This window comes from Caproiciproducens lactatisolvens (assembly GCF_052443335.1).
Taxonomy (GTDB): Bacteria; Bacillota; Clostridia; order Oscillospirales; family Acutalibacteraceae; genus Caproiciproducens.
The window spans coordinates 1,866,794-1,879,207 of the sequence record NZ_CP195750.1; the positions used below are offsets into that span (position 1 = coordinate 1,866,794).

A 12,414-nucleotide genomic window follows, 5' to 3' on the forward strand; every position below is an offset into this window, starting at 1 on the left:
GCCGGTACCCAATTGTTATAACGGAGATGAATGAGATGGAGAATCATGACGTAATATTCGGAATAAACGGTTCCGTCGTAACCGTAAAGGACTCGCGCAGCTTTTCCATGATGGAAATGGTATATGTCGGGAACGAACGCCTGGTCGGCGAAGTAATCGGCATTACAAATAAATTGATTACCATTCAGGTTTATGAAGAAACTACGGGGCTGAAGCCCGGAGAGCCTGTTTCCGGTACTGGCAGCCCCATGAACGTTACGCTCGGCCCCGGAATTATCGACAATATTTTTGATGGAATCGAACGCCCGCTGAAAAGTATTGCGGAGCAGTCCGGCGCGTTTATCGCCCGCGGAAGCAACGTGTCCGCTCTGGATGAGAGCCGGCTTTGGGACGTTACGGTCACCGTGAAAGAGGGCGACCGGTTAAAGGGCGGCGACGTTTACGCCGAGTGCCCGGAAACAACCATCATCAAGCATAAATGCATGGTTCCCCCGCTTCTTTCCGGCGTGGTCACAAAGGTAAACGCAGACGGCAAATACAAAGTGACCGATCCCGTTGTGGAGCTGCAGGACGAACACGGGGAAACACACCGGCTTTCCCTCTGCCAGCGCTGGCCGATCCGCGTGCCGCGCCCGGTGACCGAGCGCCTGCAGACAAAAGTGCCGCTGATTACCGGCCAGCGTGTCATAGACACCCTCTTCCCCATTTCGAAGGGAGGCACTGCGGCGATTCCGGGCGGCTTCGGCACCGGAAAGACCATGACGCAGCATCAGCTCGCCAAATGGTGTGATGCTGATATCATTATTTACGTCGGCTGCGGCGAGCGCGGCAATGAAATGAGCCAGGTTCTGGATGAGTTTTCGGAACTGATCGACCCGAAATCCGGCAGGCCGATGACCGACCGGACCGTACTGATCGCCAACACCAGCAACATGCCCGTCGCGGCGCGCGAGGCTTCCATTTACACGGGAATCACGCTTGCCGAATACTACCGCGACATGGGCTATCATGTTGCCATCATGGCGGACTCCACTTCCCGCTGGGCGGAAGCTCTCCGCGAGATATCCGGCCGGTTGGAGGAAATGCCCGCCGAGGAAGGCTTCCCGGCCTATCTGCCCAGCCGCCTTTCCGAATTTTACGAGCGCGCGGGCATGGTCAAAAATTTGAACAGCACGGACGGTTCCATTACCATTATCGGCGCCGTTTCCCCGCAGGGCTCCGACTTTTCCGAGCCCGTCACACAGAACACAAAACGTTTTACCCGCTGCTTCTGGGCGCTGGATAAAGCCCTTGCTTACGCAAGGCATTACCCGGCCATCAACTGGACCCAAAGCTACAGTGAATATTTCACCGATCTGGATCCGTGGTACGCGGAGCATTTGGGCGAAGACTTTATCAAATACCGCAAGGAGATCAATAAAATCCTGCAGGAAGAAAACCAGCTGATGGAAATTGTCAAGCTGATCGGCTCGGACGTTCTGCCCGACGACCAGAAGCTGATCATTGAGATCGCCAGAATTATCAGAGTCGGTTTCCTGCAGCAGAACGCTTTCCACGCGGAAGATACCTTTGTTCCCCTTGAAAAGCAGAAGCTGATGATGAAAGTGATCCTGTATCTCTATAAAAAGGCAAGACAGCTTGTGTCCGCGTCCGTCCCGATTTCCGGCATTGTGCAGTCAGGGCTGTTCGACAAGCTGGTCAAGATGAAATACGACATTCCCAACAACAAGCCGGAGATGTTCGACGACTATATAAAAGAAATAGACCGGACTCTCTCCGCAATTCTTGCTTCCTGACGCCCGGATGAAACTCCTAATTTTACCTAAGAAGGTGGTTACGCCATGATTCTTGATTATATCGGCTTACAAGAAATTAACGGCTCTCTGATCGTTCTGGACGATGTCGCAAACGCCTCGTTTGAAGAGGTCGTCGATATCCGTCTGAACGACGGCACGCTGCGTCGGGGACGAATTGTTCAGATGGAAGGCAGCCGCGTTGTGATCCAGGTGTTTGAAGGCACCCGCGGCATTTCCCTTGACAATACCAGCACGAGGCTGATGGGACATCCGATGGAGATGCCGCTTTCCCCGGAAATTCTGGGCCGCGTGTTCAACGGCTCGGGCCGCCCGATTGACGGGCTCGGCGAAATATTCCCTTTGAAAAAAGCCAATATCAATGGGACGCCGATCAACCCGGTCTCCAGAGAATACCCGAAAAACTATATCAACACCGGCATTTCTACCATAGACACCCTGATGACGCTGATCCGAGGCCAGAAGCTCCCGATCTTTTCCGGCTCCGGCATGAAGCACAACGAGCTTGCCGTCCAGATCGCGAGACAGTCGAAGATCAGCGACGACAGCGGCAGCAACTTCGCGATTGTTTTCGCCGCCATGGGTGTAAAAAACGACGTTGCCGAATACTTCCGCCGCTCGTTTGACGAGTCTGGCGTACTGCAGAAGGTCGTTATGTTCCTGAACCTTGCAAACGACCCGATCATTGAAAGAATCCTGACCCCGCGCTGCGCGCTGACGGTCGCCGAATACCTTGCCTTTGAGCTGGGGATGCACATCCTCGTCATTATGACGGATATGACCTCCTATGCAGAGGCGCTGCGTGAATTCAGCTCCTCCAAGGGTGAAATCCCGGGCAGAAAAGGATTCCCGGGCTACCTGTACTCCGACCTCGCTTCCCTTTACGAACGGGCCGGAATGATCCGCGGCAAGAAAGGCTCCGTCACGCAGATTCCGATTCTGACCATGCCGAACGACGACGTGACCCACCCTGTCCCCGACCTGACCGGCTATATTACCGAGGGCCAGATCGTTCTGGACCGTTCGCTCGACAGCTCCGGCTTCTATCCCCCGGTTTCCGTACTGCCCTCCCTTTCCCGTCTGATGAAGGACGGCATCGGTGCGGGCTACACACGTGAAGATCACTCCGCGCTTTCCAACCAGCTTTTCGCGTCCTATGCGAAGGTGATGGACGCCCGTTCCCTGGCGTCGGTTATCGGCGAAGAAGAGCTTTCGCCCGTCGATAAGAAATATATTGAATTCGGCAAGCTGTTCGAATCCCAGTTCGTCAACCAGGGCTTCAATGAAAACCGCACGATCGGCCAGAGCCTTGACCTGGGCTGGAAACTGCTTTCCACCCTGCCGCGCGGGGAGCTGGACCGTGTGGACGACGCGATTCTCGATAAATACTACAGCAAAGCCCAGGAACCTGAGAAACCCGGACAGGAAACTCCGGCGGAGTAATTCCGGAATCGTGCAGCAGGGCAATTTTTACCATACGAATACGGCTGAGAGAAATGGTGCGTGTCACGGTACCGCACGATTTGACCGGCTAAGTAAGGAGGTGAGCCGCATTGAGCAACCAGATCGTCCCCACAAAAGGCAATCTGCTCGCTACAAAAAAAACCCTTGCGCTTTCGCGCACCGGCTATGATCTTCTGGATCGTAAACGCAACATCCTGATCCGTGAAATGATGGCTCTGATTGAGCGGGCCGCAAAAATTCAGAGCGTCATTGACGATACTTACGATGAAGCTTACGCCGCGCTGCAGAGAGCAAATATCACGCTGGGCATCTGCAACGAACTGTCCCGCACGGTACCGCTCGACAACAACCTGAACGTAGCCTACAGAAGCGTCATGGGGGTGGAGATTCCCATGGTTTCGATTGATACGGTGTGTGCGCCGATTCCGTTCGGGCTGAATTCCACCAATATTATGCTGGACAACGCCTATATGAAATTCAACGAAGTAAAGCGGCTGACCGCAGAGCTGGCAGAGGTGGAAAATAGCGTTTACCGGCTGGCGGACGCGATCAAAAAGACCCAGAAGCGGGCCAACGCGCTGAAGAATATTATGATTCCCCGGTTTGAGGAAACCGTAAAGTTTATTACCGACGCGCTGGAAGAAAAGGACAGGGAAGAATTCTCCCGCCTGAAAGTGATTAAAAGACAGAAAAACAACAAGTCATAATCCCCGGCAAGCGGGGGTTATGACTTGTATTCGTATAAATACATTATGTATTCATCGCTTTCTTAAATTTAGCAAAGACTTTCTCCGGATGATTTTCAATAAGTTCTCCCGCAAACTCTTTCCCAAGGCCGGAGGATGCGCCATTGCAATCGCTATTCCCATGTTTCAGCCTCCTATATCTTTACATTCAATTCCTGCCGCAAACCTATGCAAAAAGACTTCAAATAAGCCTTTGTTGCACTATAGACATTTAAACGGGGATTGGGTGCAAAAGATGAAACGGAACAAGTTTCCAAAATAGTGCTACCATTTTTCTTATTGCTTCAGAATAAAAGCCTTGTAATGCAATTTGCATATTACAAGGCTTTTATCTCTCTCGTTTTTGTTTTCTTTGGCCTCAAGATGAATACTCTCAAATTTCCTATAAGGGCAGTATCAGAAAAGTATTCAATAATGGACAAAACCTTTTCTGGCTATTGTATTTTAATTTAGCCAAATTATTCTGTAAACGCGTCGATCACAGACTGCCAGATCTTTTGAAATACATTGAGCATTCTCTGGAAGGGGTTCATCTTCTCCTTTTCCTTCTCAAGATCCTCCGTGCTTTCCTCCTCGTCCCCGGCGCTGATTTCCTCCGTGCGCAGGATAATCTGGATGCTTTCGGGGGAGGCATTTTTCTCGGAGGTAAAAGAAACCGGCTTTGCCTCGGCGTCCAGGTTCAAAAGGTTGCTGTCGTCTTCATATTTATCCGTTTCCTTATCGATCGCGTCCTTGATGGTGTTGTTGGCCTTTTTGATGACCGAGGTCCGGGAGATGCCGTCGAGGCTCTTTCCCAACACGCCGATCATGCCGTTCAGGCTGTCGCGGCTTCCTGCGTCCAGGTTGCCGTCGCTGGCTTTTATGGTGGACTCGAACGACGACAGAAAGGCATTCGAACTGTTCAGGGCGCTGGTCAGGCGGCGCGTCAGCTCCTCGGTATCCTTCAGCGCGGAGACAGTTTCGGGCTCGTACCGGTTCATCGTGCTGTTTAGATCCGTCGTCTGGTCGATCAGCGTTTCCCCCAGCCGCAGCAGACTCTGCGCAGAATCGCCCAGCTGGTTGGAATGCTTCAGCATCGAACTCGCGGTATCCGTGGCGTCGTCCAGTGCATCGAAATAATCGTCCGCCAAATCGACGGTTTTGTCCGCCGTATCAAGGTACTCGTCCGCCTGACCGCATGCCAGTCCCATCGCGTACACAAGGCTGTTCGTTGAGTCGGCCACCTTTTTCAGGCTTGCAAATAAAGCGGCGTTCGCCGGGTCGGTTTCACCCAGCGCCTGCTGCAGCTGCTCGAGAAGAGCGCTCAGTTCACCCAGATTTTTGCTCAAATCAGTCAGAAGCGGCTGCAGCGCGGTCAGACCGGCTCTCGCACTTTCGATATCCTTCCTCATATCACCGAGGACCTCATTCCGATCGCTGGAAGTGTTGTCAATATTGTCGAGCACCTCCCGCAGGTCCTTCACATCGTCCTGAATTCTGCCGATGGAACTATTGAGCGAAGCGAGATAGGGCTTGGCTTCGCCGACAATTTTCGTCAGCGCATTCAGGTCGCCATTCACATCCTTAACCATCTGCTGCGCGCTTTGCAGATGGGGGACCAGAAGTGCCGTTTGCTGCGCGACAGCGGTGAGATCCGCAAGGCTCAGGTCCGCTTTGTTGTACAGACCGTCCTTTTTGGAGCTGATCGTGCCGCGCGCCCGGTCCAGAGCGGAAAGGCCGGACTGCGTCCGCTTCAGCCCGACGGACATCGATTCGATCGTGCCGAGAATCACATTGGTGCTGTCGTGGATCGCATCCACGGAATCCTCCATCGTATCCTTGTCTTCCTTGAGGTCCTTGATATCCTTCATCTGGTCAAGGGAGCCCGGAACCATCATGAGTACCAGTCCGTCGGTCTCAAATTTCTTCGTTCCGATCCGCATGTTAAAGGTCGTTTCCTCGCCTGGCAGCGCGGCGAACATGACAAGCTTTGATTTTCCCACCGTCTGCACCTGCGCTCCGGGCGCCTCGATGCTCAGCGTGTCTTCCATATCGATCATGGTGCCGGCCTGTAAAAGCATGTTGTTTTTGTAATAATCGCTGACATTCCGGTTCGGTACGGCTTTCACGCTGATTTCCACCATACCGGAAGCCCCGGCCAGATTTTCTGCGTCGGTCGGGACCCCGTTGAGCTTATAGGACACGTCAAAGCTCCAGGGGAGGGTTGCGCCTTCCGGCTTGAGCGCACATTCGTAGAAAAAGCTCCCCGAGCTTTCCGGCAGCTTCCAAGTGACGCCCTGTGAAGAAACGCTTGGTTCCGTCAGATTGGACATATTGGTCACTTTTTCATAAGAGCCGTAATCCGTAAATTGGCTGTTCCCGTTCAGGTCAACTCTTTTTACAACATTGACCTGCTCCACTTTTCCGTAATGGTCCAGGTTGACGTACATCGATTCGTCCGTCGTCACCGACGGCGCGGCGGCCTGCGCGGGTACCACCAGGGACGGCGCCAGGATGACCGCGGCAAGAAAGCCTGCCAAAAATTTTTTCCATGTTCTCATTGTAGATCCTCCTGTTCTGATTTTGGTGGATTTGGCTCAGACGTCTCAAATGCGCCCGGTTTTTTCGGACCTGAAGACTGTCTACAGGGAAATTTCCAGCTTCCTGCGATCGTTTTCAGGTGCTTCCGAAGATTTTTCGAGGCCTCTCGCTTCGGCAGGGGCTTCCTGCTTTTCCCTTCGTGCAGCCGCTTCATACGGTCCGCGTGCCCTTGCCGGCTGCGCATGATCGGTCCGTCAAACAGATACAGGATCGCGGGAAGCAGGAAAACCATCAGCAGGATGCTCAGCAGCGCGCCGCGGCCGACCAGATGCCCCAGATCGCCGATCGCCGCGATGGAGGAAATGAAGTAAAAAAGATATCCCGCCCCGGAAAGGATCATGCCCGACGCCAGGATCGAAGGGGTGCATGTCGCGATCGTTTCAACGTATGCCTGCTTTCGGTCCATCCTCCCGCGAAAATCCAGATATGTGGTGGTAATCAGGATTCCGTAGTCGTCTGTAGCACCCAGGATCAGGTTGCTGACGATCAGATAGCCCAAAAACGTTGTTGAATCTCCCGCCAGATAAGGAAAAATCATATCGAAGAATACGGTCATTTCAACCGGAATCATCAATAAGAAAGGAACGAGGGCGGATTGGAACGTAATCGCATAAATCACACCAACCCCGGCAAGGGAAAGCAGGTCGACCACATTATAGTCGCCGTTGATCGTGGTTTTGATATCCTGTGTGGAAGGGGTCTCGCCGATGACATGGGAATCCTCCGGATAATACTTTTTCACGACCGCCTGGATCTCATCGGAGGCATGGAACGCCAGCTCACTTTCCCCTTTGGTCCTGATATAAATCATCATACGCGCGTAACGGTCCGTGTGCAGATCGTTTAATTCTCTTTTCGGAACCATACTGGCCGGAACGCCTTCCGGCAGCGTATTTGAAAGCGAGGTGACGCTTTTCACATATCCGAGCTTTTCCAGTTCGTCCGAAAGCTGCTTCTCCTTCACCAGGGAGGTGTTCGGGTACAGGGCCATCAGAAGATTGCTGCGCCCGAACTGTGCGTCGATCGCCTGCTCATCCGCATACATCTGCGTGCCGGGACTCGCGCCCATCGTTTCACCGCCGTAAACGAAATCGTTCATCCCCTGCGCGACAAAAGCCGGAACCGCGGCAAGCGCGATAAAGATCAGCACGCCATAGCGCGCTTTGAAAGAAATCCTGCCGAGCTTTTCAAATTTCGGCAGAAACGGGCGGTGCGCCGTTTTTTCGACCAGTTTGTAGCTGTGCAGAATCAGCGCGGGCATCAGGCAAAGGACGGTAGCCAGACTGATGACGATCCCTTTTGCCAGAACGATCCCCAGATCGAAGCCGATGGTGAATTTCATCGTCGCCAGCATCAGAAAACCCGCGATGGTACTCACGCCGCTGGGGATGATGGAACTCATGGCTTCCTCCAGAGCGTCACGGATCGCCTGCTCCGGTTCTTCGCCGGCCTCTTTTCTCCGGATGAATGCGTGCAGGAGGAAAATGGAGAAGTCCATCGAGCAGGCCAGCAACAGAACGGACGAGACGTTTGAGGTCAAAAAGGAAATCGTCCCCAGCAAAACATTCGTGCCGCTGTTGATGATGATGACGATGGCCATGATGAACAGGAACAGAACCGGCTCGAACCAAGAGGTCGTCGACAGGAACAGAACGAGGGCGATCACCGCGAAAGCGAGCGCCAGCACGCTGCCTATTTCGCTTCTCAGGCCCTCGCTGACCGTCTTATCTTGTACGGCGGGACCGACCAAATGCCCTTTTGCGCCGGTTATTTTCCTGATTTCATCGATTGACTGCGAGGTACGCTTGCTGGTGTCGCTTTCCTTAAAAATGATATCCATGACGGAATGCCTGTTTTTATAATAATCCTCGATGTCTTTACTCTCGACGAATTCGCCGGCCTGATAGACGTCCGTTTCGGAGTCGGCCCAAAGTACCCGGTCGACGCCGTCGATCGCTTCAATTTTTTCCTTATAGGCCTTGGCTTCATATAACGACACATCGTCCACCATCACGCGCGCGGTCCCCGGATAGCCGAACTCCTTCTCCATCAGATTGATTCCGCTTTCCGACGGTGTGTCGGCCGGAAGGTATTCTTTTAAATCGTAATTGATTTCAACGAACAGGCTGCAAAAAAGGCTCAAAACGATAAGAATGCCGAAAATGATTTCAAGCAGTCTCCTCCGGTCGACAATAAAATTGATCACATTGCGTTTGGTGGGCAACTTTCTGCGTATTTTCATAGGTAGAGATCTCCTTCTATTCTTCCTCAACGCTTTCCAATGCGATTTGCCCCTTTTCATCTTCCAAGGCAAATTTTATCTTCTTATACGCTTTAAAAGCTTTATTCAATCAAAATTTCAATTGATTAATTGACACGAATCTATTATAATAAGACATAGAAAAGACGGCAATGGTCAATTTATGAGCAATATGATCAATAATAGACATTTGTATATTTTTATGTTGAGCAGAGGAGAAAATCATGCAAAATGATAAAATAGAACGACATGAGCAGAAAGAAACTATGAGAAATGATAAAGTGGACCGCCGCGTGCGTAAAACAAAAAAAGAGCTCCGTCAGGGTTTGACGCAGCTTCTTGAGGAAAAGAGCATAAAGGATATCACCGTCAGAGAATTATCCGATCTGGTAGATATTAATCGTGGAACCTTCTATCTGCATTATAAAGACGTGTTCGACATGGTGGAACAGATCGAAAAGGAGATGTTTGAAAATTTCCACAGCGTGCTGGACAGATATCCGGCAGAGTCCTTAAACGGACGGCCGTTACCGATGATTGTAGATATTTTCCGCTTTGTAAAAGAGAATGCCGATATGTGCAAAGTATTAATCAGTAGCAATGGGGATATCTTGTTCATTAACCGTCTGAAAGACTTGGTTAGGGAGCGTTGCTTCCGCGATTGGATGGAACTGTTTGGTAAATCCCAGAATTTTGAATATTATTATTCCTTTATCGTTTCCGGCTGTATTGGACTTCTGCAGAAATGGCTGGAAACCGGACTGAAGGAATCTTCGGAGCACATGGCTTCCCTTGCTGAGCAGATGATCATGACGGGGATCGAAGTGATTCAATAACTTAGTACGATTATTGCTGGTACAGCATAGGCAGACAAATTCATTTGGAGGGATATGCAGAGTTTATAAAATGAAAAGGATGCATCCCGCGGGATGCATCCTTTTCATTTTATTCCTTTATTTTATCAGATATCTTCAAGGTCAACGACCGTCTTGTCCTCTGTGGAAGCGTAGGTCAGCTTCTCGACAATCTCCTTGGTGTCGCGCGCAATGACAAGCTCTTCATTGGTCGGAATAACATAAACGGCAACCTTGGAATCATAGGTGGAAATTTTGCCTTCGCGCCCGGAAACCATTTTGTCGTTCAGAACCGGATCGATCTTCACGCCGAAGAATTTCAGGCCGCGGCAGACCGCGTAACGCAGATGAGCCTGATTTTCACCGAGACCGGCTGTGAAAACGATGCAGTCAAGGCCGTTCATGGCCGCCGCATAGGAGCCGATATATTTGATAATCTGATAAGAAAGCATTTCATGGGCAAGAATAGCTCTGGGATCCCCCTCGATTTCCGCTTTGGTAACGTCGCGGTCGTCGCTGTGTCCGCTGATGCCGAGCAGTCCGGATTTCTTATTCAGAATTTCATCCATCTGTTCGGGGGTAAGGTTTTCTTTCTCCATAATGAAGGTTACGACCGACGGGTCCAGCGAGCCGGAGCGGGTACCCATCATAAAACCGTCCAGCGGCGTAAGGCCCATGCTGGTATCGACAACATTGCCGCCCTTGATGGCCGCAATGGAGGAACCGTTGCCGATATGGCAGGTAACCATGTTGATGTCCTCGATCGGCTGGTGCATCAGATGCGCGCAGTGATTGCTGACATAGCGGTGGGAGGTGCCGTGAAAGCCGTAACGGCGGATTTTATATTTTTCATAATATTCGTAAGGAATGGCAAACATGTAAGCTTTCGGGGGCATGGTGGAATGGAAGGAAGTATCAAAGACAACGCATTCCGGTATGTCTTTTCCAAAAACCTCGCGGCAGGCGAGGATTCCCTGAAGCTCGGGCCCGTTGTGCAGCGGAGCCAGCGGAATCAAGCTCTTGATTCCTTCGATCACATCTTCATTGATAAACAGGGATTTGCTGAAAATGGCGCCGCCCTGAGCAACGCGGTGGCCGATTGCCGTAACCTCCGACAGGTTTTTGACGACACCGACCTCTTTATCCGTTAAAGCTGCCGTAACCAGCTTGAACGCCTCTTTATGATCGGACATGGTGACCTGCAAGTCCTTCTTGCGGCCGTCCGCAGTCTTATGGGTAAACGTTCCGCCTTCTATACCAATACGCTCGCAGTTCCCCTTTGCAAGCATCTCTTCGGTTTCCATATCAATCAGCTGATATTTGAGCGAAGAGCTTCCTGCATTTATTACCAAAATCTTCATGCTTTTTCCTCCTAAAAATGCTTTCTTAGATACCCGAGCGGCTATTGAATCCGCCGAGAGAATACTGTATATTATAATAATAGTACATCGAACCGTCAAATTCAAGAAAAATCAAGGAGTTTGTCATAAAATGCATGTGGCCGGAATCGTTTCTGAATACAATCCGTTCCATAACGGACATGCCGCGCTGGTTTCGGAAACCCGCAAAGCGGGGGCAACCCACGTTGCGGCGGTCATGAGCGGCAACTTCGTGCAGCGCGGCGAACCGGCGATCCTTTCCAAATGGGCGCGGACAAGGCAGGCGCTGGAAAACGGCGTCGACCTTGTCGTGGAGCTGCCGCTGCCCTGGGCGCTTGCGGGAGCGGAAAAGTTTGCTTACGGCGGCGTAGCGCTGCTGGACGCGATGGGAATCGACCTGCTGAGCTTCGGCAGCGAATGCGGCCGCACAGAGGATTTATACAAAGCGGAACAGGCGCTCGGCTCCGGAGAGCTGCGGGAAAGAATCCGTTCCGAGCTGAAAAGCGGCGCAACCTTTGCAAAGGCAAGGCAAAGCGCGGTCGCCGGCCTGTTCGACGAAGAAACCGCGGAACTTTTAAGCGAGCCAAACAATATTTTAGGCATAGAATACCTGAAGGCGCTGCGCAGACTGAATTCCGGCATCGAACCGTTTACAGTCAGACGCGTGGGCGCCGCGCACGACGCGCAGGCCCCGGAGGGATTCGTGGCCTCCGCCTCACAGATACGGAGAATGATGCGCTCCGGAGAAGATTTTTCCCCGCTGATGCCTCCTTCCTGTGCGGAAACGGCAAGGCGGGAAATAAAAGCCGGAAACGCTCCCGCCGCCCTTGCCCTCATCGAGCGGGCCGTTCTGGCAAAGCTGAGAACGATGAGCCCCGAACGGTTCGCCGCCCTTCCCGACATCAGCGAAGGGCTGGAGAACCGGGTTTACGCCGCGGTGCGCAAAGCCGGCGGCCTGGAGGAAGCATACAGCCTGATTAAGTCCAAAAGATATACGCACGCCAGAATCCGGCGGATCATTCTTTCCGCTTTTCTGGGGCTGGATGCTTCCATGAGCGCGGGGATTCCTCCCTATCTGCGCATCCTCGGCTTTAATCAGCGCGGCACGGAAATTCTGCATTCCATGAAGGGGCGGGCAGCTCTGCCGGTCATCACCAATTCGTCGGACATATTTTCTCTTGACAAAAGCGGAAAAAATATGCTTGAATTAGAAAACAGAGCAACGGACCTTTATGCGCTGTGTATGCCGAAAATCGCGCCCTGCGGGCTCGACAGGACAACGGGTATTATTTCTATTTCGTCTTTTGACTGAAAGGA

At 52.0% G+C, this 12,414-nt stretch carries 8 protein-coding genes and 1 pseudogene; 5 read left to right on the top strand and 4 right to left on the bottom strand.

The genetic code is table 11. The features are described from left to right. Positions 1 to 35 precede the first annotated feature (35 nt). The 3 genes from ACRQV7_RS09220 (at position 36) to ACRQV7_RS09230 (ending at position 3,985) form a co-directional block, all read left to right on the top strand. Positions 36 to 1,796 (top strand): V-type ATP synthase subunit A, encoded by a 1,761-nt coding sequence (locus ACRQV7_RS09220; protein WP_444657913.1) that lies wholly within the window; start codon positions 36 to 38, stop codon positions 1,794 to 1,796. A gap of 45 nt (positions 1,797 to 1,841) precedes the next feature. Further along, the gene (locus tag ACRQV7_RS09225; RefSeq protein WP_275717567.1) at positions 1,842 to 3,257 is read left to right on the top strand and encodes a V-type ATP synthase subunit B; all 1,416 of its coding nucleotides are present in this window, start codon (positions 1,842 to 1,844) and stop codon (positions 3,255 to 3,257) included. Between the two features lie 110 nt (positions 3,258 to 3,367). Then, a complete protein-coding gene (locus ACRQV7_RS09230) occupies positions 3,368 to 3,985 on the top strand; it encodes a V-type ATP synthase subunit D (RefSeq protein ID WP_275717568.1) in 618 nt (205 codons plus the stop codon). A gap of 173 nt (positions 3,986 to 4,158) precedes the next feature. Here ACRQV7_RS09230 and ACRQV7_RS09235 read toward each other — a convergent pair. The 3 genes and pseudogenes from ACRQV7_RS09235 to ACRQV7_RS09245 form a co-directional block, all read right to left on the bottom strand. Continuing rightward, positions 4,159 to 4,290: pseudogene (locus ACRQV7_RS09235) on the bottom strand (SDR family NAD(P)-dependent oxidoreductase); the annotation flags it as partial. Between the two features lie 192 nt (positions 4,291 to 4,482). Beyond that, positions 4,483 to 6,564, bottom strand: coding sequence for a hypothetical protein (locus ACRQV7_RS09240; protein ID WP_444657914.1), 2,082 nt, complete (start codon positions 6,562 to 6,564; stop codon positions 4,483 to 4,485). Further along, positions 6,561 to 8,846 carry an efflux RND transporter permease subunit gene (locus ACRQV7_RS09245; RefSeq protein ID WP_444657915.1) on the bottom strand — a complete coding sequence of 762 codons (2,286 nt, stop codon included), beginning with the start codon at positions 8,844 to 8,846 and terminating at the stop codon, positions 6,561 to 6,563. The genes ACRQV7_RS09240 and ACRQV7_RS09245 overlap by 4 nt, the downstream gene beginning before the upstream one ends. Positions 8,847 to 9,088: 242 nt before the next feature. On the opposite strand from ACRQV7_RS09245, the gene ACRQV7_RS09250 reads away from it, so the two are divergent. Beyond that, positions 9,089 to 9,700 (top strand): TetR-like C-terminal domain-containing protein, encoded by a 612-nt coding sequence (locus ACRQV7_RS09250; RefSeq protein ID WP_442868017.1) that lies wholly within the window; start codon positions 9,089 to 9,091, stop codon positions 9,698 to 9,700. Between the two features lie 125 nt (positions 9,701 to 9,825). On the opposite strand, the gene ACRQV7_RS09255 is transcribed toward ACRQV7_RS09250, so the two are convergent. Continuing rightward, the gene (locus ACRQV7_RS09255) at positions 9,826 to 11,079 is read right to left on the bottom strand and encodes an acetate/propionate family kinase (RefSeq protein WP_275717572.1); all 1,254 of its coding nucleotides are present in this window, start codon (positions 11,077 to 11,079) and stop codon (positions 9,826 to 9,828) included. Between the two features lie 130 nt (positions 11,080 to 11,209). Between ACRQV7_RS09255 and ACRQV7_RS09260 the strand changes: the two genes are divergently transcribed. Beyond that, positions 11,210 to 12,409, top strand: a complete 1,200-nt coding sequence (locus ACRQV7_RS09260) for a tRNA(Met) cytidine acetate ligase (RefSeq protein WP_444657916.1) — start codon at positions 11,210 to 11,212, stop codon at positions 12,407 to 12,409. Positions 12,410 to 12,414: the final 5 nt, after the last annotated feature.